Consider the following 23317-nt stretch of genomic DNA (forward strand, 5'->3'; position numbering starts at 1 on the left):
CAATGAGGTTGCAAAAGGAAAGTATGTGTAACTAAATGTAATTTTTCGGGAACTTTGTGACGTGCGTCAATATTAAAAAATGCGAAAGGCCAGCGAGGCTGGCCTTTGTTTTGTAACGAAATCGTTTAAAAAACGTGTGATCGTATAAATTAGAAGCTTGCGTTACGTGGGGTGCGTGGGAACGGGATCACATCGCGCACGTTTTGCACGCCGGTGACATAGGCGATTAAACGTTCAAAGCCCAGGCCGAAACCGGAATGCGGCACGGTGCCGTAACGACGCAGATCGCGATACCACCAGTAGTCTTCCTTATTCAGGCCCATCTCTTCCAGACGCTGATCGAGCACGTCGAGACGTTCTTCACGCTGAGAGCCCCCGATGATTTCACCGATGCCCGGCGCCAGCACGTCCATGGCCGCGACGGTTTTGCCGTCTTCGTTCATGCGCATATAGAACGCTTTGATGTCTTTCGGGTAGTTTTTCACCACTACCGGCGCCTGGAAGTGTTTCTCCGCCAGATAACGCTCATGTTCGGAAGAGAGATCGATACCCCAGGAGACCGGGTTTTCGAAGGTTTGGCCAGAGGCCAGCAGGATCTCAATGGCGTCGGTGTAGTCTACCTGGGCGAAATCGGAAGAGACGAAGCGCTCCAGACGCGCGATAGCGTCTTTATCCACGCGCTCGGCGAAGAATTTCAGATCGTCTGCACGTTCATCCAGCACCGCCTGGAACACATACTTCAGCATGCTTTCGGCCAGGCCGGCGACATCGTCCAGCGTCGCGAAGGCCACTTCCGGCTCGATCATCCAGAATTCAGCCAGATGGCGGCTGGTGTTGGAGTTTTCAGCGCGGAAAGTTGGGCCGAAGGTGTATACCTTGGACAGCGCACAGGCGTAGGTTTCGCCGTTCAGCTGGCCGGAAACGGTGAGGAAGGCTTCCTTACCGAAGAAGTCTTCGCTGAAATCGACGGCGCCCTTGTCGGTGCGCGGCAGGTTTTCCAGATCCAGCGTGGACACGCGGAACATCTCGCCGGCGCCTTCGGTGTCGGAGGCGGTGATCAGCGGGGTAGATACCCAGAAATAGCCATTTTCATGGAAGAAGCGGTGGATCGCCTGCGCCAGGGTATGACGCACGCGCGCCACGGCGCCGATCAGGTTGGTGCGCGGGCGCAGGTGGGCCACTTCGCGCAGGTATTCGATGCTGTGACGTTTGGCCGCCATCGGGTAAGTATCCGGATCGTCGACCCAGCCGACCACTTTGATCGCGGTGGCCTGCAGCTCGAAGCTCTGGCCTTCGCCCGGTGAGGCGACGACCTTGCCGGTAACTTCAACCGAACAGCCGGTGGTCAGGTGCAGCACTTCATCTTGATAATTCGGCAGAGAATTATTAACGACGGCCTGTAACGGATCAAAGCAGGAACCGTCATAGACGGCCAGGAAGGAGATACCAGCTTTTGAATCTCTCCGGGTACGTACCCAGCCGCGTACGGTGACTTCACTGTCAACCGCAGCACGACCTTGCAGTACGTCGACTACAGGCACTACGCTCATAGATTTCTCTCTTTAATAATTTGGTTTAGAAATAGCTTACAACCCAAGAATATGGGGGTAATGGCTATGTTACTTGCCGCGGTGCAGAGCACAAGCAGAAATCATCGGATTGGCGCAACATTTATCGCGGCTGACTGAAAAGAGGGCGTTCGGGATAAAAACAAAAAAGCCGGCGCGTGAACCGGGCCGGCTTTCTCTCTTTATATAAAGAAGGCTCAGCTGGCTTTCTTCACCAGCGGCAGATCGAAGGCCTTGCGCAGAGCCCTGACGAACGCCTGGTCCTGGCAGATGGTCTTGCCGGGGCTGTCGGAGAGTTTGGCCACCGGCTTGCCTTTGCACTCGACCAGCTTGATCACGATATTTAACGGCTTAACGCCGGGAATATCGCAGGTCAGGCGCGTGCCGATGCCGAAGCCGAGATTAATGCGCTGATAGAAATGGCGATAGAGCGCCAGCGCTTTTTCCAGATCCAGATTGTCCGAGAACACCAGCGTTTTGCTCAGTGGGTCGATGCCCAGTTTCTGATAGTGGGCAATGGCCTTTTCACCCCACTCGACGGGATCGCCCGAATCGTGGCGAAGCCCCTGATAACGCTCGGCGAACTGCGGGCCGAAGTCGCGCAGGAAGGCATCCATGGTGATGCAGTCGGTGAGCGCGATGCCAAGCTGGTCCGGATATTCATCCAGCCAGGCCTGCAATGCGGCGCGCTGGCTGTTGGCCAGCACCGGGCTTATCTGCTGATGCGCCTGGAACCACTCATGCGCCTGCGTGCCGACCGGCGCCAGACCCAGCTGGTGCGCCAGATCGTAATTGCTGGTGCCCGACAGGTACGGGAATTCGGCCTGCAAGGTGCTGACGATGGCCTGTTGCACGCCCTGAGAGAAACGGCGGCGGGTGCCGAAGTCCATCAACTTGAAGCGCGAAAGATCCAGATCGCCCGCCAACGTCTTGAACTGCGCCAGCTTGGTTTGCAGATGCGCCACCGCCTGTTCCGGCGTCGCCAGCGGCGAGCGCCGGCGGTGCACCACTTCGCTGATCACCGCCAGCAATGGGACTTCCCACATGATCACTTCACGCCAGGGGCCGGCGATGCGGATTTGCAGCTTGCCGTCGCGGTTGTCGATGGTGACCTGCTGCGGATCGTAGCGGAACGTTCGCAGCCAGTTCAGGTAATCTTGACGGAAGAAGGGCAGGCCCGAAAGATAAGCGAATTCGGCGTCGGTTAGCGCCAGCCGGCTCATCAGCGCCACCTGCGCGCGGATCTCGTCGGCATATTCGCCCAGCAGTTCGTCGCCGCGGCAGCGGAATTCCGCCGCCACACTGATCGCGGGATAGCGATGGAACACTGCTTGCTGCATATGAAGCTTATAAGCATCGGTATCAAGCAGTGATGTCAAAATCGGGGAAGCGTATTGAGTCATAGCGCGTTACAGCATCCTCGTCAGGCGCGTGTCCAAATCCGGATAATCATAAAAGTGGGGGTGGAGTATACCCGGATTATCCTGTTATTGAAGCTGCATCACACCATAAATCACCGAAGCGGGTCGAGGATTAAACGTGCCTTTATGGCAGCCGGATAGCGGCGGGGAGGAAAAAAAGCCAGATATGCCTGTAAGGTGAATGACTTAGCCTAATTAGTCATAAAAATTATAATGTTAATTATTTTAAACAGCGAATCAGATAAAGCCGGCCTGGGTATGCACGCTGACCCGATCCTTGCCGTTCTTTTTGCAAAAGTAGAGCGCTTCGTCCGCCTGTTTGATCGCCGCCTGCAGCGCAGTGAACGCCCTGACTGGCGCAATGCCGCAGCTGGTGGTGAAACGCACTTGCCGTCCGTCGGCCAGATTTAGCGTCAGGCGATGAGTACGGGCGCGCAATTGCTCCATGATGTCCCGCGCGTTGTCCAACGAACAGTTACCCAGCAGCACCGCGAACTCTTCGCCGCCATAGCGGCAGAAGATGTCGCTGGCGCGGAACGCGCGTTGCAGCAGATGGCCGAAGGCCACCAGCGCCCGGTCACCCACGTCGTGGCCGTAGCTGTCGTTGAGTTGTTTGAAATTATCGATGTCGATCAGGCAAAAGGCCTGTGGGTAGCTGGCGTTGCCCAGCAGTTGACATTCAAGGAAGAATTTACGGCGGTTGTAGATATTGGTGAGCGGATCGAGGAAGGAAGAGGCCTCGAGCTCTTTAATCAGCAGTTGTTTCTCGCTCTCCAGCGAGACCTTGTCCAGCTGGTATTGCCTGAGCTGCTGAATGGCGTCGCTGATGGCGATCAATTCCTGGCTGTAGAAGGCGTCGTTGCGATCGATATTCATCTCACCGCGCGACAGCCGCACGATATTGTTGTGGGTCTTGGTCAGCCAGCGGTTGATGCTGGTGCAGAACACCAACGCCGGCAAAATGAACAGCAAAACCACCAGGCCGGCGAGTGCGATCATGCCGTAAATGGTCGTCTGGCTGTCGTAAATCTTGTGGCGCGAGGCGAGGGTTTCCAATTCGAAACTGCGTTGATACAGCGCCTGCGAAAGCCCGCTCACATCGTCGACATAGCGCGAAATAAGCGCTGTGGGGTAGGGCTTATGGGTATCGATAGCGGTATACAGCCCATTGGTAATCTGCTGGAGGCGTTCAGCGGACACCTGGGCGAGCAACGCATTGACGATGTTGGTGATTTGTCCATCGTCGTAGTTGATCTTCATGAAGATCAATCGGGTGCTCAGCGCGTTCAGCACGCCGGTTAGCTGAATGGACTTCAGATAGGCGTCTTTGCGAACGAGCTGGCTGACGTTGACGTCGATAATCTGATCGCTCAATTCCGTCAATGACATATTTAGCCGGTTATTGAGACGGATGGCCTCGAGAAACATAAAGGAGTCGGTATCCACCATCCGGGTATCGTAGGTGTAGCGGTAATAACTCTTGCTGGTTTGCGAGATGTAATAGGCGCTGTTGATGTTGAACAGATTGGCGTTGGTGTTATTGACCTGCGAAAGCTGCAGGTTGTCATTATCCAGCAGCTGTTCCATCAAAGTGATCATCGACAGCGCGGCGATTTTTTGCCGCACCCCGAGCTGTTTGGCGACCTCATCGTCCAGATGTTCGCGGATCCGGGTGATTCTCTCACGCGCCACCCGATCGGCGGCCAAACATTGCGCACGGGTGATTTGCGGATCGATCAGGCTCAATCGTTTGAGGCGATGAGCCAGCAACGCAGCCTGAAAAGCTTCGGAAATTTCTTTGGCGCGATCAATTTTGTACAGGTTTAGCTGGTTGTCGCGGTAGTCGGTATGGGCTTCGAGCAGCTCATCGACGATGAACAGAGAGAAGGAAGTCATCAGGCACAGGGTAAAAAAATAGATTGCGTATTTAATTTTCATAGTGCGAGTCATCCCTGAGCCTGATGCCGCAATTATACCACCATGCCGCCGGTGTCGCCTCAACTATGCCGGCGCGCCGCGATGGCGGTTTTTTAGCATTAAATGCTGATTTTTATTTGGCCATTGGTCACCCGCACTGCCGCCTGCCGGGCGATTTATGATTTGCCTCTGATTTCTCTCTCCTGGTCGCCCTGCGGCTCTGGGCTTTTCGGCCAGCTGTGATACAGTTTATTCACAATTCAGGCTCACCGCGCGCCGCAGGGGAACATACCGGCTGCGGTACGAAGGAGAAGAGCAGCCTGGCACCTATAACTCACTGAGACGTCTAAGGGTTTTTATGACACAACAGCCACAGGCAAAATACCGCCACGATTATCGCGCGCCCGATTACACCACGACCGATATCGATTTGGACTTCAGTCTGGACGCGGAAACCACGCGCGTGACCGCCGTCAGTAAAATCAAACGTCAGGGTGCGGCCGGCGCACCGCTGGTGCTGGATGGCGAAGATTTGACGCTGGTGAGCATTCAGGTGGACGGCCAACCGTGGAGCGCCTACCGTCAGCAGGATAACCAGCTGATCATCGAAGAGTTGCCGGCACAATTCACTCTTACCATTGTCAACGATATTCACCCGGCGAAGAACACCGCGCTGGAAGGGCTGTACCTGTCCGGCGATGCGCTGTGCACGCAATGCGAAGCCGAAGGCTTCCACCACATTACTTATTACCAGGATCGCCCGGACGTGCTGGCGCGCTTTACCACCCGCATTGTGGCCGACAAGACGCGCTATCCGTTCCTGCTGTCGAACGGCAACCGCATCGGCCAGGGCGAATTGGCCGATGGCCGCCACTGGGTGCAATGGCAGGATCCGTTCCCGAAACCTTGCTACCTGTTCGCGCTGGTGGCGGGGGATTTCGACGTGCTGCGCGACAGCTTCACCACCCGTTCCGGCCGTAAGGTCGCACTGGAGCTGTTCGTCGATCGCGGCAACCTGGATCGCGCCGACTGGGCAATGACTTCGCTGAAGAACTCGATGAAGTGGGACGAGACCCGCTTCGGCCTGGAATATGATCTCGACATTTATATGATTGTGGCGGTCGATTTCTTCAATATGGGCGCGATGGAGAACAAAGGGTTAAATATCTTTAACTCCAAATATGTGCTGGCGAAGGCGGAAACCGCGACCGACAAGGATTACCTGAACATCGAAGCGGTGATCGGCCACGAATACTTCCACAACTGGACCGGTAACCGCGTGACCTGCCGCGACTGGTTCCAGCTCAGTCTGAAAGAGGGGCTGACGGTGTTCCGCGATCAGGAATTCAGTTCCGATCTGGGATCGCGTTCGGTCAACCGCATCGACAATGTGCGCGTGATGCGCGGCGCGCAGTTTGCCGAAGACGCCAGCCCGATGGCGCACGCCATCCGCCCGGACAAAGTCATCGAGATGAACAACTTCTACACCCTTACGGTGTATGAAAAGGGTTCCGAGGTGATCCGCATGATGCATACCCTGTTGGGGGAGGAGAACTTCCAGAAAGGGATGCAGCTCTATTTCGAACGCCACGACGGCAGCGCCGCTACCTGCGACGATTTCGTTCAGGCGATGGAGGATGCGTCTAACGTCGATCTGTCGCGCTTCCGCCGTTGGTATAGCCAGTCCGGTACGCCGCTGTTGACGGTGCGCGACGAGTACGATGCGGAAACTCAGCAATATCGCCTGCATGTCAGCCAGAAAACCGCGCCGACCGCCGATCAGCCGGAGAAGTTGCCGCTGCATATTCCGCTGGATATCGAACTGTACGACAGCGAAGGCAATGTCATTCCATTGCAAAAAGGCGGCTTGCCGGTCAACAACGTGCTGAACGTCACCGAAGCGGAGCAGACCTTCGTGTTCGACGGCGTGGCGCACAAGCCGGTACCGTCGCTGTTGCGCGAATTCTCCGCGCCGGTGAAACTGGACTATCCGTACAGCGATCAGCAACTGACCTTCCTGATGCAGCACGCACGCAATGAATTTGCACGTTGGGATGCGGCACAGAGCCTGCTGGCGACCTATATCAAGCTGAACGTGGCGCGGCACCAGCAGAAGCAGCCACTGTCGCTGCCGCTGCACGTGGCCGATGCGTTCCGTGCGGTGCTGCTGGACGAAAAACTGGATCCGGCGCTGGCGGCGCAGATCCTGACGCTGCCGTCGGAGAACGAAATCGCCGAGCTGTTCGCCACTATCGATCCGGAAGCGATCGCCGCGGTGCACGAAGCGATCGTCCGCTGCCTGGCGCGGGAGTTGGCCGATGAGTGGCTGGCGGTGTATCACGCCAACAAGACCGACGGCTACCGCGTGGAGCATGCCGAGATCGCCAAGCGCGCCTTGCGCAATGTGTGCCTGGGCTATCTGGCGTTCGGCGAAGATGTGGCGCTGGCGGACCAGCTGGTGAACGAACAGTATCGCCAGGCGGACAACATGACCGACTCGCTGGCGGCGCTGTCTGCTGCGGTCGCGGCCCAGCTGCCGTGCCGCGATGCGCTGCTGGCGGCGTTCGACGAGCGCTGGCATCAGGATGGCCTGGTGATGGACAAATGGTTCGTGCTGCAGGGCAGCAGCCCGGCGGCAGACGTGTTGAGCAAGGTGCGCGCGCTGTTGCATCACCGTTCGTTCAGCCTGAGTAACCCGAACCGCACCCGCTCGCTGATCGGCGGCTTCGCTTCCGGCAACCCGGCGGCGTTCCATGCCGCGGACGGCAGCGGCTATCAGTTCCTGGCGGAGATCCTCAGCGATCTCAACCAGCGCAACCCGCAGATCGCCGCGCGCCTGATTGAACCGCTGATTCGCCTGAAGCGTTACGATGCCGGCCGCCAGGCGCTGATGCGCAAGGCGTTGGAACAGCTGAAAGGGTTGGAAAACCTGTCCGGCGATCTGTACGAGAAGATCAGCAAGGCGCTCGACGCCTGATCTTTTCGCGCTGAATAGATAAGGGGGACGGCCTGCGCCGTCCCCTTTTTCATCCGTTCAGTTCACCGCCCGGCGGGGACTGGCCGCTGCGGCCGGCGGCGATAACACCCGTTCCAGCACTTCGGCCTCCAGTTCCGCCAGCCTGGCCGAGCCTTTGCGGCGCGGCCGCGGCAGATCGATGGCCAGATCCAGCCCGATATGCCCCTCTTCGATCAGGATCACCCGATCCGCCAGCGCGATGGCTTCGCTGACGTCGTGCGTGACCAGCAGTACGGTAAAACCGTGCTGTTGCCACAGCGTTTCTATCAGCCCTTGCATCTCGATGCGCGTCAGGGCATCCAGCGCCCCGAGCGGTTCATCCAGCAGCAGCAGGCGGGGGCGGTGGATCAGCGCGCGCGCCAGGGCGACCCGCTGCTTTTGTCCGCCGGACAGCGCCGCCGGCCAGTCGCCGGCGCGATCCGCCAAACCGACCGCGGCCAGCGCCTCCAGCGCCGCGTCGCGCCAGTGGCCGCGCAGCCCCAGCCCCACGTTATCGATCACCGTTTTCCATGGCAGCAGGCGCGCATCCTGAAACATCAGCCGGGTATCCTCTTTAGCGGCGGTAAGCGGCACGTTGCCGCTGAGCAAAGCGCCGCTGCTGGCCTGTTCCAGGCCGGCCAACAGGCGCAGCAGGGTGCTCTTGCCGCAGCCGCTGCGGCCAACCACCGCTACGAACTGCCCGGCGGAAATGCGCAGCTGAATATTGTCCAACACAGTGCGGTTGCCGTAACGTTTGCCGATAGACTCCAGCGTCACCGGCGTGCCTTGCGCAAGGCGAGCGGGAAGGGTCATTGCGCTTCTCCCTGTTTCAGTTGATAGGCCGGATGCCAGCGCAACCAGACGCGCTCCAGCAGCTGCGCGCCCACGTCCGCCAGCTTGCCGAGCAGGGCGTACAGCACGATCGCCACCACCACCACGTCGGTTTGCAGAAATTCACGCGCGTTCATCGCCAGGTAGCCGATGCCCGAATTGGCCGAGATGGTTTCGGCGACGATCAGCGTCAGCCACATGAAGCCGAGAGCGAAACGCACGCCGACCATAATCGACGGCAGCGCGCCCGGCAGCACCACCTGTGTAAACAGGCGAAAACCGCTCAGGCCGTAGCTGCGGGCCATCTCCAACAGGCCGCGATCGATGTTTTTGATGCCGTGATAGGTATTGAGATAAATCGGGAACAGCGTACCGAGCGCCACCAGAAAGATCTTGGCGGATTCATCGATGCCGAACCACAGGATCACCAACGGGATCAGCGCCAGATGCGGCACGTTGCGGATCATTTGCACCGAGCTGTCCAGCAGGCGTTCGCCCCAGCGCGACAGCCCGGTAATAAAGCCGAGTATCAGTCCGATGCTGCCGCCGATGCCAAAGCCTAACAACGCGCGCTGGCTGCTGATGCTCAGGTGCTGCCACAGTTCGCCGCTTTGGCTCAGGCGCCAGAAGGCGGCCAGCACCGCACTCGGCGCCGGCAAAATGCGGTTGGAGAGCCAGCCGGTTTCGACGGCGATTTGCCAGATGATCACCAGCGCCAACGGCAGCGCCCAGGGAGCCAGCCGATACAGGATGCGTTGTACGTTATTTGCCATCGGGGCGCTCCTCAGCTCTGCGATACTTTTTGCGGAACATAGATGTTGGCCACCACTTCGCCCTGCGGACGCACCGGCTGAAGGCGAGGGGGCGTTTCCTCCTGCGCCAGATCGAGGTGCGGGAACAGCAGTTCGCCGACGCGGTAGGCCTCTTCCAGATGCGGATAGCCGGAGAGAATAAAGGTGTCGATGCCCAGATCGGCATATTCCTGCATGCGCGCCGCGACCGTCGGGCCATCGCCCACCAGCGCGGTGCCGGCGCCGCCGCGCACCAGGCCGATGCCGGCCCACAGGTTCGGGCTGATCTCCAGGTTATCCTTTTTGCCGCCGTGCAGCGCCGCCATGCGCCGTTGGCCGACGGAGTCGAAGCGCGCAAAGGCCTGCTGCGCGTTGGCGATGGTTTCCTCATCGAGGTGGGCGATCAGCCGGTCGGCGGCGCGCCAGGCTTCTTCGGTAGTTTCCCGCACGATGACGTGCAGCCGGATCCCGAAACGCACCTGGCGGCCTTTCGCCGCCGCTTTGGCGCGCACCTCTTCGATCTTCTCCTTAACCTGCGCCGGCGGCTCTCCCCAGGTGAGATACATTTCTACCTGCTCGGCGGCCAGATCCTGCGCGGCGGCGGAGGATCCGCCGAAATAGAGCGGCGGGCGCGGTTGCTGCACCGGCGGGAACAGCAGTTTGGCGCCTTTCACCTGAATATGCTTGCCGTGGAAATCGACGGTTTCCCCTTCCAGCACCCGGCGCCAGATGTGGGTGAACTCGGTTGAGGCTTCGTAACGCTCTTCATGACTGAGATGCAACCCCTCGGCCGCCAGCTCTTCCGGATCGCCGCCGGTGACCAGATTGAACAGGGCGCGCCCGTTGGACAGGCGATCCAGCGTCGCTGCCTGGCGCGCCGCCAGCGTAGGGGAGATGATGCCCGGCCGCAGCGCGACCAAAAACTTCAGCCGCTGGGTGACCGGGATCAGCGAGGCGGCCACCAGCCAGGAGTCTTCGCAGGAGCGGCCGGTGGGGATCAGTACTCCGCCGAATCCCAGCCGATCCGCCGCCTGGGCGATCTGCTGCAAGTAACCGTGATCGACGCTGCGAGCACCCTGTGCGCTGCCAAGATAGTGGCCGTCGCCGTGGGTGGGTAAAAACCAGAAAACGTTCAGGCTCATCGTCAATGCTCTCCCGTATTTATTGCGCGCTTGGGCGCCAGATGCGTTGCGAGATGTCGACCTTCACCGGCACCAGCCGGTTGGCGTAAAACAGGTCGGCGGTTTGCTGCTGCGCGGCGATCGTATGCGCATCGAGCGGTGTGATGGCGGTCGGGGGGCGATGATCCAGATAGCTGGCGATCACCGGTTCCGGCAGCCCCATGGCGTTGGCCAGCAAGGTCACGCTTTGCGCCCGGTCGCTGCGGGTGAGCGCATCGGCCTGGGTCAGCACCGTCAGGACCTGGCTGATAAAGGCGCCGTTGGCTTCGACGTAGGGGCGTGCCGCCAGATAGAAGGAGCCGGTCTGGTTCAGATCGGTGCCGTCGCCGAGCACCCGAACGCCGCCCTGCAGCAGCGCGGCGGAATAATAAGGATCCCAGATCGCCCAAGCATCGACGTTGCCCTGTTGGAATGCGGCGCGCGCATCGGCGGGCGTCAGATAGGCGGGCTGGATATCCGTAAATTTCAGTCCGGCTTTTTGCAGCGATCGCAGCAGCAGGTTATGTGAGCTGGATCCTTTCTGGAACGCGACCTTATGGCCTTTCAGATCGGCGACGGTTTTGATCGGGCTGTTTTCCGGCACCAGGATCACTTCCGCCTTCGGTTTGGGCGGCTCAACGCCGACATACAGCAGATCGGCCCCGGCGGCCTGCGCGAAGATCGGCGGAATATCGCCGGTGCTGCCCAGATCGATGCTGCCGACGTTCAGGGCTTCCAGCATCTGCGGGCCGGCGGGAAACTCGATCCAACTGATGCGGGTGGCGGGGAAACGTTCCTCCAGCAGCCGGTGGCTCTTCGCCAGCACCAGACTGACCGATCCTTTTTGGTAGCCGATGCGGAACTGCGTCGGATCCTGAGCGACGGCGGCGTTGGCCCAAACCAGCGACAGCAGGCCGGTGAAGGCGGCGGCGCTCAGCCAACGCCGCAAAGCGATGCGTTGTTTCATTCAGGCTCTCCTTTTCCAGGCGTTTCAGGCGGTTTGACGCGCCGCCAGTGGCGAGGCGACGCGCAGCGCCGGCGGTTTGCGGCGGCCAAGCGCCAGATAGAAACTGGCCAGTGCCTCTTCCAGCCGGGCGGCCACGGCGTCGGTGAGCGTGGCGCCTTCGTCGGTCAGCTGGATCTGGCTGTCGTCGGCGAACACGCCGTGCAGCACCTCTTGTGCTTTCAGCGCCGCCAGTACCGGTTTCAACGCATAGTCCACCGCCAGCATGTGGCCGATCGAACCACCGGTCGCCAGCGGCAACACCACCTTATGATCCAGAGCGCGTTCCGGCAGCAGATCCAGCAGGGTTTTCAGCGCGCCGGAGAACGACGCTTTATAAACCGGCGTGGAAATCAGCAGGCCGTCGGCCTGCGCCAGCTGCTCGGCAAACGCCTTGATCGCCGGACTGTTGAAGTTGGCGTACAGCAGATCTTCGGCGTCAAAGTCGTGCAGGGTATAGGCCGTCACTTCCACCCCTTGCTGCCGCAGCCAGTTCTGACTCAGCGAGAGCAGCGCGGCGGAACGTGATGGGATGCGTGGGCTACCGGCCAGTGATATAACGCGCATTGCCACTCCTTATAACTAAAAGTTAGGTTTAATTAGAAAATCAATGGGAAGTGTTTTAAACCTACCAGCAACCGGGCGCGTTTTTTAAATCTCATTTTTTGATTTGGATATGCGCAAAAGCGGATTAGCGCCGATTTGGCGGTGAAGAGGGAAAACGATTGCGTAAAAACGGTTTTTTTTGCCTTTAATCAATTCCAATTAGGCGGGGGATACCGGATAATACGCCCCCGGTTTGCAACCGGGAAATCAGGAGAGTCCATGTACTACCCCCTCATCAGGAAAGCGTTGTTCCAGCTCGATCCGGAGCGCGCGCACGAAGTGACCTTTCGTCAGCTCAGCCGTATTACCGGCACCCCATTAGCGTTTCTTGTCCGTCAGTCCGTGCCGACCAAACCGGTCAACTGCATGGGGCTGTCGTTTAAAAACCCGCTGGGATTGGCCGCCGGTCTGGATAAAAACGGCGAATGCATCGATGCGTTCGGTGCGATGGGCTTCGGCCATGTGGAGGTCGGCACCGTGACGCCGCGTCCGCAACCGGGCAACGACAAGCCGCGCTTGTTCCGCGTGGTTGAGGCGGAAGGCCTGATTAACCGCATGGGGTTCAATAACCATGGCGTGGACAATCTGGTTGAAAACGTTAAGAAATCCCATTTCGGCGGCATTCTTGGGATCAATATCGGCAAGAATAAAGACACGCCGGTCGAGCAGGGAAAAGACGATTATTTGATCTGCATGGATAAAGTTTATCCGTATGCCGGATATATCGCGATTAACATCTCTTCACCGAATACGCCGGGGTTACGATCCTTACAGTATGGCGAAGCGCTGGACGATCTTTTGGCTGCGATTAAAAATAAGCAGCAGGAATTACATGCGCGTCATCACAAATATGTGCCGGTGGCGGTAAAGATCGCGCCGGATCTTTCAGAAGAAGAATTGATCCAAATTGCCGATAGCCTGGTGCGGCATAATATCGATGGCGTGATCGCCACCAATACCACGTTGGATCGAAAATTGATCCAGGGGTTGAATTACTGCGAACAAGCGGGCGGGTTAAGCGGGCGTCCGTTGCAATCACGCAGCACCGAAGTTATCCGTCGTCTCTCCACCGAACTGCAGGGGCGCCTGCCGATTATCGGCGTAGGCGGTATCGATTCGCTGACGGCGGCGCGCGAAAAAATGGAGGCCGGCGCGAGCCTGCTGCAAATTTATTCCGGATTTATCTATCACGGCCCGCGTTTGATTAAAGATATCGTTACCCATATCTAATATTTTTCCTCTCATTTTATTCCGGGGGTTTATTTCTGCCCCCGGCTCGTCTATATTTTGTTCGTTAGCTTAAATATCGTTCGCGGAATTATCCGATGTTTAAGCGATTTCATCGGTGATAAAATCGCCTTTTAGGGTGAGTGCGGCGTTGGCATAGGCAGCGAGAAGGATACGAAATGAAGATAAAACCTGACGATAATTGGCGTTGGTATTTTGATGCCGAACACGATCGGCTAATGCTGGATTTAGCTAATGGTATGATCTTTCGTTCACGTTTCCCGGCCAAAATGTTAACGCCGGACGCCTTTGATGAATGTGCTTTTTGCGTGGATGACGCCGCCCTTTATTTCACCTATGAAGAACAGTGCAAGCAGGTCAAGCTTAGCCATGAACAGCGTGCCGAGCTGGTGCTGAATGCGCTGGTCGCCTATCGCTTCCTGAAACCGCTGATGCCGAAGAGCTGGCATTTCTCGCAGCAGCATTACCCGCTGCAGCCGAAAAACGGCGAGCTGGCGGCGGTGAAAGTGATGGAGAGCGGCGCGGAAGCGCGCTTGCTGGTGGTGGAGGCCGGGGATAACGCCAGCCTGTGCCTGCTGGCGCAAAATCAGCTGACGGTCGCTGGCCGTACCATGGTCTTGGGCGACGCCATCAAGGTGATGCACGATCGGCTGAAACCCTGCGCGCAGGATGAAAGCGCCGCCCCGGCTTACGACAGGGCGGTATAAGGCGGATTACGCCAGGGTCAAATCACTTTTCGGGATGCAGCTGCAGCACAGGATGGTGCCGTTGTCGCCCAGCGCGCTTTTCTTCAGGGGGGCGACTTCACCGCTCAGCAACGTAATGCGGCAACTGCCGCAAATCCCGGCGCGGCAGGAGTAAGGTACGCGGATGCCTTGCTGTTCCAACTGTTCGAGCAAGATCTGCTGGTTGTTACCGGTAAACACCTTTCCTTCATATTCGATCGTGACGCTGTGCGCGCTGTCTTGCGGCGCTTGCACGCTCTCCACCACTTTGCCTGCGCCATAAGGGCGCGGCGGCTTGGTCGACAGCACTTCCACCGTATCGCCCACGCGGATGATGCCGCTGTTGCGGGCGATCATATTCTGGCCGAAATCGATATCGCCGTTGTCGGCGGAGCGGAATTTTTGCAGCGTGCTGAGCGGTTCGCCGCTCGGGTGCTTGCGGCCGCGCTCGGTGCTGACGGTGGTAAGCACGCAGCGGCTGCAGGGTTTCACCAGATCGAACATTACGTCGCCGACGCGGATCACCTGCCAGCCGTCCTCGGCCCAGGCGGTGGCGCCACTCACCACCAGATTGGGGCGGAACTGCTCCAGCTTGATGCTGCCGGGGCAACGCTGCTGCAGATCGTTAAACGAAGCCTGGTTAATCAGCAGATAAGGATAGCCGTCGGCAAACGTCAGCGGGATTTCGGGGTGCTTCTTGACCCGGCGGGTCAGCTCAGGCCCCAGCCAGCGCAGCTGTACGTCGCGCTGGAAATAGCCGCTCAGCCAGCGGTTGATCTCATCTGGCGCGATCAGCGCGGTGAAATGGTTGCCCCACACCTCGGTCGGCTGCGGCGCGGCCGCGAAGTCGCTGAAGCGAATGGCGGCGCTTTCGCCGTCCGGCGCGGTCAGGAATAGCCCTTCCGGCAGCAGCGCCGGCGTGAACAGCACCATCTGCGGGTATTGGCGCGCGGTAATAAAGGTGCCATCCGGCTCGGTGATCATAAAGTTGCGGTCGAAGGCCAGACCGCTGCTGCCGACCAGGGCGTAAGAAAGCTGCAGGCCGCGCAGTGATTTAACCGGATGAACGTAGAGTCTGGAAAGCGTGATCACCCTTATCTCCGTACGATGATTAAATAGAAGGGAGCAACTTTATGACAAGCGGTGCGGATTAGCTATAATGCGCAACAATTTTCTTTTTGGTGATAAGTACGATATGAACTCTCTGTTTGCCAGCACGGCGCGTGGATTGGAAGAACTGTTAAAAAGCGAGCTGGAAGCGCTTGGCGCTCACGACTGCAAAGTGGTGCAGGGCGGGGTACATTTTCAGGGTGACGATCGTCTTCTGTACCAAAGCCTGCTGTGGAGCCGCCTGGCTTCGCGCATTCTGTTGCCGCTGAACGAATTCCGCGTGCACAGCGATCTGGATCTGTACCTCGGGGTGCAGGCGATCGACTGGCCGAGCATTTTTGGCGTGGATAAAACCTTTGCCGTGCATTTCAGCGGCGTGAACGAAGAGATCCGCAACAGCCAGTATGGCGCGCTGAAGGTGAAAGACGCCATCGTCGACAGCTTCACCCGTAAACTCGACCAACGCCCGACGGTCGCCAAACAGCAGCCGGACATTCGCGTTAACGTCTTCCTGCAACGCGATATGGCCAGCGTGGCGCTCGATCTGAGCGGTGAAGGCCTGCATCAGCGCGGCTACCGCGATCTCACCGGCCAGGCGCCGCTGAAGGAAAACCTGGCGGCCGCCATCGTGTTGCGTTCCGGTTGGCAGCCGGGCACGCCGATGCTCGATCCGATGTGCGGCTCCGGCACGTTGTTGATCGAAGCGGCGATGATCGCCGCCGATCGCGCGCCGGGCCTGCACCGTCAACACTGGGGCTTCAGCGCCTGGAATGGCCACAACGCCGACCTGTGGCGTGAAGTCACCACCGAAGCGCAGGTGCGCGCGCGCCGTGGCCTGCAGGAAACCGCCTCTCGCTTCTTCGGCTCCGATATCGATCGCCGGGTGATTGAAATGGCGCGCGGCAACGCCCGCCGCGCCGGCGTCGCCGAGCTGATTACCTTCAACGTCGGCGACGTCGCGCGCTTGACCAATCCGCTGCCGGAAGGCCCGCACGGCACCGTGATCAGCAACCCGCCGTACGGCGAGCGTCTGGAAAGCGAACCGGCGCTGATCGCGCTGCACAACATGCTGGGCCGCGTGATGAAAAGCGCCTTTGGCGGTTGGCAGCTGTCGCTGTTCAGCGCCTCGCCGGAACTGTTGAGCTGCCTGCAGCTGCGCGCCGAGCGCCAGTTCAAGGCGAAGAACGGCCCGCTGGAATGCGTGCAGAAAAACTATCAGCTGGCGGCAAGCCCGGCCGGCACCGCTACCGGCGGCGTGCAGGTGGCGGAAGATTTCGCCAACCGTCTGCGCAAGAATTTGAAGAAGCTCGACAAGTGGGCGAAGCAGCAGGGCATTGAATGCTACCGCCTGTACGATGCCGATCTGCCAGAATATAACGTCGCGGTGGACCGTTACGGCAGCAAGGTGGTGGTGCAGGAGTATGCGCCGCCGAAAACCGTCGATGCGCAGAAGGCGCGTCAGCGCCTGTTCGATGTGATCAACGCGACGCTGGCGGTGCTGGAATTGCCGTCGAATCAGCTGATCCTGAAAACCCGCGAGCGGCAGAAGGGCAAAAACCAGTACGAGAAGCTGGCGCAGAAGGGCGAGTTCTTGCTGGTGGAAGAGTATAACGCCAAGCTGTGGGTCAACCTGACCGACTATCTCGATACCGGCCTGTTCCTCGATCACCGCATCGCGCGTCGTATGCTGGGCGAGATGAGCGGCGGCAAGGATTTCCTCAACCTGTTCGCCTATACCGGCACCGCCAGCGTGCACGCCGGGCTGGGCGGCGCGCGCAGCACCACCACGGTGGACATGTCGCGCACCTATCTGGAATGGGCGGAGAAGAACCTGCGCGCCAACGGCCTGACCGGCCGTCAGCATCGGCTGATCCAGGCCGATTGCCTGTCTTGGCTGAGCAACGCCAATGAACAGTTCGACGTGATCTTCATCGATCCGCCGACGTTCTCCAACTCCAAGCGGATGGAAAACACCTTTGACGTGCAGCGCGATCATCTGGCGCTGATGAAAGATTTGAAACGGTTGCTGCGCCGCAACGGGACCATCATGTTCTCGAACAACAAGCGCGGTTTCCAAATGGATATGGCAGGGCTGAGCGCGTTGGGTCTGGAGGCGAAAGAGATCACCGCCAAGACGCTGTCGCAGGATTTTGCCCGTAACCGTCAGATCCACAACTGCTGGCTGGTGACTCACGCCGGCGAAGGAAAATAATTACTATGTCGTTAATCAGCATGTCCGGCGCCTGGCTCTCTTTCAGCGATGCGCCATTGTTAGACAACACCGAAATTCATATTGAAGACAACGAGCGCGTGTGTCTGGTCGGGCGCAACGGCGCCGGCAAATCCACGCTGCTGAAGATCCTCGGCAAAGAGATCCCGCTGGACGACGGCCGGGTGATCTACGAACAGGATCTGATCGTGGCGCGTCTGCAACAGGATCCGCCGCGCAATATCGGCGGCAGTGTGTTCGACTTCGTGGCGGAAGGCGTTGCGGAGCAGGCAGAACACCTGAAGGCCTATCACGCGATCTCCCACCTGGTGGAAAGCGATCCGAGCGAGAAAAACCTGGCGCGCATGGCGCAAATCATGGAGATCCTCGATCACCAGGGGCTGTGGCAGCTCGACAGCCGCATCAGCGAAGTGCTGCTGCAGCTGGGGCTGAACGGCGACGCCGAGCTTTCCTCACTGTCCGGCGGCTGGCTGCGTAAAGCGGCGCTGGGCCGCGCGCTGGTGAGCTCGCCGCGCGTGTTGTTGCTCGACGAACCGACCAACCACCTGGATATCGAAACCATCGACTGGCTGGAAGGTTTCCTGAAAGAGTTCGACGGCAGCATCGTCTTCATCTCGCACGACCGTTCGTTTATCCGCAACATGGCGACGCGCATCGTCGATCTGGATCGCGGCAAGCTGGTTTCCTGGCCGGGCAACTACGATCTCTATCTGCAGAGCAAAGAAGAAGCGCTGCGGGTGGAAGAGCTGCAAAACGCCGAGTTCGACCGCAAGCTGGCGCAGGAAGAGGTCTGGATCCGTCAGGGCATCAAGGCGCGCCGCACCCGCAATGAAGGCCGCGTGCGCGCGCTGAAGGCGCTGCGCGTCGAGCGCTCGCAGCGCCGCGAAGTGATGGGCACCGCCAAGATGCAGGTGGAAGAGGCGACCCGCTCCGGCAAAATCGTGTTCGAGCTGGAAGACGTCAATTATCAGGTTGGCGAAAAGGTGCTGGTGCGCGGTTTCTCCGCCCAGGTGCAGCGCGGCGACAAGATTGCGCTGGTGGGGCCGAACGGCTGCGGCAAAACCACGCTGCTGAAACTGATGCTCGGTCAGCTGAAAGCCGACAGCGGCCGCGTGCACTGCGGCACCAAGCTGGAAGTGGCCTATTTCGACCAGCACCGCGCCGATCTCGATCCTGAGCGCACGGTGATGGACAACCTGGCGGAAGGCAAGCAGGAAGTGATGGTCAACGGCCGTCCTCGCCACGTATTGGGCTATCTGCAGGACTTCCTGTTCCACCCGAAACGCGCGATGACGCCGGTGAAGGCGCTGTCGGGCGGTGAGCGTAACCGCCTGCTGTTGGCTAAGCTGTTTCTGAAACCGAGCAATCTGCTGATCCTCGATGAACCAACCAACGATCTCGACGTCGAAACGCTGGAGCTGCTGGAAGAGCTGATCGACGGCTATCAGGGCACCGTGCTGCTGGTCAGCCACGATCGTCAGTTCGTTGACAACTCGGTGACCGAGTGCTGGATCTTCGAAGGCAACGGCGTGATCAATGCCTTCGTCGGCGGTTACTACGATGCGCATCATCAGCGCGCGACGGCGAAACCGATTCGTCAGGCGGCGCCGAGCGCGAGCAAACCGGCGGCGGAGAAAAAGGCCGAACAGCCGAAGAAAACGGCGGCCAAGCTGAGTTACAACCTGCTGCGTGAGCTGGAACAGTTGCCGCAGCGGCTCGAACAGCTGGAAGCGGAAATCGAAGCGCTGCAGGCGCAGATGAGCGACGCCGACTTCTTCACGCGGCCGCATAGCGAAACGCAAGAAGTGCTGAAGGCGCTGGCTGATGCCGAGCAAGCGCTGGAACAGGCTTTCGCCCGTTGGGAAGAGCTGGAAGCGATGAAAAACGGCTGACCGTTGCGATGCCGCCCGCGCGCTGCTGCGGGCGGCATCGACGTGCCGGTGAGCGACGTTATTTAGGAGGAATATGGTGTGTTCCCACAACAATCATCAGCAGCATAGTCATTCCGCACCCTCGGCGGCGCAGCAGGATAACCTGATGCTATGTCCGCAGTGCGACATGCTGGTGGCGCTGCCGCCGCTGGCCTATGGCAGCAAAGCGGTATGCCCGCGCTGCAAAACCACGCTCAGCGCCCGCTGGGACGAGCCTCGCAAGCGGCCGATCGGTTACGCGCTCAGCGCCTTGTTCATGCTGGTGCTGGCCAACATTTTCCCGTTTATCAACATGCGCGTCGCCGGCCTCGGCAACGAAATCCGGCTGATCCAAATCCCGGAAGTGATGGTGGCGGAAGACTACGCCAGCATGGCCACCTTGTTTATGGTGTTCGTGCAGCTGATCCCGGCGTTTTGCATGGTGGCGATTATCCTGCTGTGCGCCAGAGTGCGCTTGCCGCTGGGGCTCAAAGAGTGGATGGCTCGGGTGCTGTTCCAGTTCAAGACCTGGTGCATGGTGGAAATTTTCCTCGCCGGGGTGCTGGTCAGCTTCGTCAAGCTGATGGCCTACGGCGATATCGGCATCGGCAGTAGCTTCGTGCCTTACTGCCTGTTCTGTCTGCTGCAGGTGCGCGCCTTCCAGTGCGTGGATCGGCGCTGGCTGTGGCAGGATATCGAACCGGCACCGCGACTTAATCGCCCGCTGACGGTGGGGCGCACCGGCATGCGCCAGGGCGTGCGCTCCTGCGCGTGCTGCACGGCGATCCTGCCGGCCGATCAGGTGCGCTGCCCGCGCTGCCACACCAAGGGCTACGTGCGGCGTCGTCACAGCCTGCAGTGGACGCTGGCGCTGCTGGTGACCTCTGTCATGCTGTATATTCCGGCCAACCTGATGCCGATCATGGTGACCGAGGCGCTGGGCAACAAGATGAACTCCACCATCATGGCGGGGGTGATCCTGCTGTGGGGGGACGGCTCTTATCCGGTGGCGATGGTGATTTTCATCGCCAGTATCATGGTGCCGTCGCTGAAAATGTTGGCGATCGGCTGGCTGTGCTGGGATGCGAACGGCAGGAAGAAACCGCGCGCCGACAGCGAACGTATGCATCTGATTTATGAAGTGGTCGAATTCGTTGGCCGTTGGTCAATGATCGACGTGTTTGTGATCGCCGTGCTGTCGGCGCTGGTGCGAATGGGGCAGTTGATGAGCATTTATCCCGCGACGGGCGCCGTGCTGTTCGCATTGGTGGTGATCCTCACCATGTTCGCCGCCATGACATTTGATCCCCGGCTGACCTGGGATCGCGCAAGTGAAACAATCAACAAGGAGCCGCAAGGTGACGGAAAATAATCATAGCGTCGCGGACGTCGAGAAGATCAAACGCTGGTCGCCGGTGTGGATCATTCCCATCGTGACCGCGCTGATCGGCGCCTGGATCCTGTTTTACCACTTCAGCCATCAGGGGCCGGTGGTGACGCTGGTGACCTCGACGGCGGAAGGGCTGGAAGCGGGTAAAACCAAAATCAAAAGCCGCAGCGTTGACGTCGGGGTGGTGGAAACCGTCACGTTGAGCGATGACCTGAGCAAGGTGATGGTGCAGGCTCGCCTCAATTCCGGCATGGAAAAATTGCTGCGTCAGGATTCCGCCTTCTGGGTGGTGAAGCCGCAGATCGGCCGTGAAGGCGTCTCCGGGCTGGGCACGCTGCTCTCCGGCGCCTATATCGAACTGCAGCCGGGCAACAAAGGCAAAGACGGCAAAGACAACTATCAGCTGCTCGATGCGCCGCCGCTGGCTTCCCCGGATGCCAAAGGGTTGCGCATCGTGCTGGACAGCGAGAAATCAGGCCAGCTCAACGCCGGCGATCCGGTGCTGTTCCGCGGTTATCGCGTCGGGTCGGTGGAAACCAGCTACTTCGATCCTAAAGAGCGCGCTATGCGCTATCAGCTGTTCATCACCGCGCCTTACGATCAGTTGGTCACCACCAACGTGCGCTTCTGGAAAGACAGCGGCGTGGCGTTTGACATGTCGGCGCAGGGCATGCGGGTGGAGATGGGCTCGTTGACCACGCTGTTCAGCGGCGGGGTCAGTTTTGACGTGCCGGACGGCTGGGATCGCGGCGATCAGGCGAAAGAGAAGGCGGAATATCAGCTGTTCGACAACCAGCGCAGCACGCAGGATTCACTGTATACCGTGCATAAGGATTACCTGCTGTTCTTCTCCGACTCGGTACGCGGCCTGCAGCCGGGCGCGCCGGTCGAGTTCCGCGGCATCCGTCTGGGTACGGTGGCGCAGGTGCCGTTCTATAAAGACGGCATGGCGCAGCGTCTGGATAACGATTACCGCATTCCGGTGCTGATCCGCATCGAGCCTGATCGCTTCCAGAAACAGCTGGGCGGCAACTTCGATATTGAAGGGCACCTGAAAGATGCGGAGTCTCGCGGCATGCGCGCCTCGATGAAGTCCGCCAACCTGCTGACCGGTTCGCTGTACATCGATCTCGACTTCTATCCGCAGGAAAAACCGTGGAAAGGGCCGCGCGAGCTGTTCGGTTATCCGCTGATGCCGACCACCAGCGGCGGTTTGGCGCAGATCCAGCAGAAACTGATGCAGACGTTGGATAAGATTAATTCGATGCCGATCAATCCGATGATCAACGAAGCGACCAAGACGCTGGCGGAAAGTCAGAAAACCATGAAGTCGACGCAGCAGACCATGAAGTCGCTGAATGACATCATCGCCAGCAAAGAGATGCAGGCGCTGCCGCAGGACATGCAGAAAACGCTGCTGGAGCTGAACCGCAGCATGAAAGGGCTCCAGCCTGGTTCACCGGCTTACAACAAGATGGTGGGCGACATGCAGCGCCTCGATCAGGTATTGCGTGAGCTGCAACCGGTGCTGCGCACCCTGAATGAGAAGAGCAACGCGCTGGTGTTTGAAGCCGCCGGCAGCACTGACCCTCAGCCGAAGAAGGCCACGAAATGATGAAATGGATCCCGGTAGCCCTGGCGCTGTTGCTCAGCGCCTGCAGCAGTTCGCCACAGAAGACTTACTATCAGTTGCCGGCGCTGGGTGCGCCTGCTGCGGCCAGCAGCAGCGGCGCTTCCACGCGCCAGCTGTGGCTGGAACACGTGAGCGTGGCGGATTATCTGGCGCAGAGCGGCGTGGTGTATCAGACCAACGATGTACAGTATGTGATAGCCCAGAACAACCTGTGGGCCAGCCCGCTCGACCAGCAGCTGCAGCAAACGCTGGTCACCAACCTGAGCAGCGCGTTGCCGGGCTGGGTGGTCTCTTCGCAGCCGATGAGCAGCGATCAGGATGTGCTGAACGTGACCATCAGCGGCTTCCACGGCCGTTTTGACGGCAAGGCGATCATTCGCGGCGAGTGGGTGCTGAATCGTCAGGGGCGCTTGATCAAACGGCCTTTCAGCCTGGAATTGAAACAGGGTGAAGACGGCTATGATGCCCTGGTGCGTACCCTGGCGCAGGGGTGGCAGCAGGAAGCGCAGGCTATCGCAGCACAGATGGGCGGCATTTAGTCATAATTTGGTCTAAAATCGTCTAATCCCTGTCGGCGTGAAAATCCGTTTTTTCTCGCTGGCAGGGATTTATATTTCATTTCAAACAGTTAACCCCTTTTCCAGCAGATCAGCCACTTAGCACTTTCCTCGGGCGTAGCTCACAAATATGACATTGGCGTGAATTTTGCGCATTGATCTTCTCTTCTTTTAGCGCTATTGATTACTCGTGGCTGCGCAAAAAGCAGCCATTGTTTTCTT

17 protein-coding genes are annotated in these 23317 nt (G+C 59.2%); 8 read left to right on the top strand and 9 right to left on the bottom strand.

Translation table 11 applies throughout. The annotated features are described in order from the left end of the window. Window positions 1–149: 149 nt before the first annotated feature. The 3 genes from asnS to ACJ8PN_RS04225 form a co-directional block, all read right to left on the bottom strand. Window positions 150–1550 carry an asparagine--tRNA ligase gene (asnS, locus tag ACJ8PN_RS04215; RefSeq protein ID WP_004928205.1) on the bottom strand — a complete coding sequence of 467 codons (1401 nt, stop codon included), beginning with the start codon at window positions 1548–1550 and terminating at the stop codon, window positions 150–152. A 215-nt stretch (window positions 1551–1765) separates the two neighbouring features. Further along, on the bottom strand, window positions 1766–2971 hold the full coding sequence (gene pncB / locus ACJ8PN_RS04220) for a nicotinate phosphoribosyltransferase (protein ID WP_004928202.1): 1206 nt from the start codon (window positions 2969–2971) through the stop codon (window positions 1766–1768). 255 nt (window positions 2972–3226) lie between these two features. After that, complete coding sequence (locus ACJ8PN_RS04225) at window positions 3227–4927, bottom strand: GGDEF domain-containing protein (RefSeq protein ID WP_442534632.1); 1701 nt, start codon at window positions 4925–4927, stop codon at window positions 3227–3229. A gap of 337 nt (window positions 4928–5264) precedes the next feature. Between ACJ8PN_RS04225 and pepN the strand changes: the two genes are divergently transcribed. Then, the gene (gene pepN / locus ACJ8PN_RS04230) at window positions 5265–7883 is read left to right on the top strand and encodes an aminopeptidase N (RefSeq protein WP_325962035.1); all 2619 of its coding nucleotides are present in this window, start codon (window positions 5265–5267) and stop codon (window positions 7881–7883) included. Window positions 7884–7940: 57 nt separating this feature from the next. Here the strand turns inward: pepN and ssuB are convergent, their stop codons facing one another. From ssuB to ssuE, 5 genes are read right to left on the bottom strand one after another with little or no spacing between them, the layout of a single operon-like run. Then, window positions 7941–8714, bottom strand: a complete 774-nt coding sequence (gene ssuB / locus ACJ8PN_RS04235) for an aliphatic sulfonates ABC transporter ATP-binding protein (RefSeq protein WP_351106681.1) — start codon at window positions 8712–8714, stop codon at window positions 7941–7943. Next, window positions 8711–9505 (bottom strand): aliphatic sulfonate ABC transporter permease SsuC, encoded by a 795-nt coding sequence (ssuC, locus tag ACJ8PN_RS04240; protein ID WP_351106685.1) that lies wholly within the window; start codon window positions 9503–9505, stop codon window positions 8711–8713. The genes ssuB and ssuC overlap by 4 nt, the downstream gene beginning before the upstream one ends. 11 nt (window positions 9506–9516) lie before the next feature. Continuing rightward, the gene (ssuD, locus tag ACJ8PN_RS04245) at window positions 9517–10665 is read right to left on the bottom strand and encodes an FMNH2-dependent alkanesulfonate monooxygenase (protein ID WP_437189082.1); all 1149 of its coding nucleotides are present in this window, start codon (window positions 10663–10665) and stop codon (window positions 9517–9519) included. A gap of 19 nt (window positions 10666–10684) precedes the next feature. After that, window positions 10685–11650, bottom strand: coding sequence for a sulfonate ABC transporter substrate-binding protein (locus tag ACJ8PN_RS04250; RefSeq protein WP_442534633.1), 966 nt, complete (start codon window positions 11648–11650; stop codon window positions 10685–10687). A gap of 24 nt (window positions 11651–11674) precedes the next feature. Next, entirely contained in the window at window positions 11675–12253 is a 579-nt protein-coding gene (gene ssuE / locus ACJ8PN_RS04255) for an NADPH-dependent FMN reductase (RefSeq protein ID WP_004928176.1), read from the bottom strand. A gap of 258 nt (window positions 12254–12511) precedes the next feature. Between ssuE and pyrD the strand changes: the two genes are divergently transcribed. Together pyrD and ACJ8PN_RS04265 are read left to right on the top strand one after the other, a co-directional pair. Beyond that, window positions 12512–13522: a quinone-dependent dihydroorotate dehydrogenase gene (gene pyrD / locus ACJ8PN_RS04260; protein WP_015377348.1), complete on the top strand. Its 1011-nt coding sequence runs from the start codon at window positions 12512–12514 to the stop codon at window positions 13520–13522. Between the two features lie 176 nt (window positions 13523–13698). Beyond that, the gene (locus ACJ8PN_RS04265; protein ID WP_004928171.1) at window positions 13699–14247 is read left to right on the top strand and encodes a cell division protein ZapC; all 549 of its coding nucleotides are present in this window, start codon (window positions 13699–13701) and stop codon (window positions 14245–14247) included. Window positions 14248–14253: 6 nt separating this feature from the next. Here ACJ8PN_RS04265 and ACJ8PN_RS04270 read toward each other — a convergent pair whose 3' ends face one another. Beyond that, the gene (locus tag ACJ8PN_RS04270; protein ID WP_351106691.1) at window positions 14254–15357 is read right to left on the bottom strand and encodes a YcbX family protein; all 1104 of its coding nucleotides are present in this window, start codon (window positions 15355–15357) and stop codon (window positions 14254–14256) included. Window positions 15358–15460: 103 nt separating this feature from the next. Between ACJ8PN_RS04270 and rlmKL the strand changes: the two genes are divergently transcribed. The 5 genes from rlmKL to pqiC all read left to right on the top strand — a co-directional run bounded on the left by rlmKL (window position 15461) and on the right by pqiC (window position 23077). Beyond that, complete coding sequence (rlmKL, locus tag ACJ8PN_RS04275; RefSeq protein ID WP_121976464.1) at window positions 15461–17587, top strand: bifunctional 23S rRNA (guanine(2069)-N(7))-methyltransferase RlmK/23S rRNA (guanine(2445)-N(2))-methyltransferase RlmL; 2127 nt, start codon at window positions 15461–15463, stop codon at window positions 17585–17587. 5 nt (window positions 17588–17592) lie between these two features. After that, window positions 17593–19497, top strand: a complete 1905-nt coding sequence (locus ACJ8PN_RS04280; RefSeq protein ID WP_048322769.1) for an ABC transporter ATP-binding protein — start codon at window positions 17593–17595, stop codon at window positions 19495–19497. 76 nt (window positions 19498–19573) lie between these two features. Next, window positions 19574–20887, top strand: coding sequence for a membrane integrity-associated transporter subunit PqiA (gene pqiA / locus ACJ8PN_RS04285; RefSeq protein ID WP_369825817.1), 1314 nt, complete (start codon window positions 19574–19576; stop codon window positions 20885–20887). Further along, window positions 20874–22520 carry an intermembrane transport protein PqiB gene (gene pqiB / locus ACJ8PN_RS04290; RefSeq protein ID WP_049187516.1) on the top strand — a complete coding sequence of 549 codons (1647 nt, stop codon included), beginning with the start codon at window positions 20874–20876 and terminating at the stop codon, window positions 22518–22520. The genes pqiA and pqiB overlap by 14 nt, the downstream gene beginning before the upstream one ends. Continuing rightward, window positions 22517–23077 carry a membrane integrity-associated transporter subunit PqiC gene (gene pqiC / locus ACJ8PN_RS04295; RefSeq protein WP_043137613.1) on the top strand — a complete coding sequence of 187 codons (561 nt, stop codon included), beginning with the start codon at window positions 22517–22519 and terminating at the stop codon, window positions 23075–23077. The genes pqiB and pqiC overlap by 4 nt, the downstream gene beginning before the upstream one ends. Window positions 23078–23317 lie beyond the last annotated feature (240 nt).

The organism is Serratia sp. CY76391, from assembly GCF_052166695.1.
GTDB lineage: Bacteria > Pseudomonadota > Gammaproteobacteria > Enterobacterales > Enterobacteriaceae > Serratia > Serratia nematodiphila.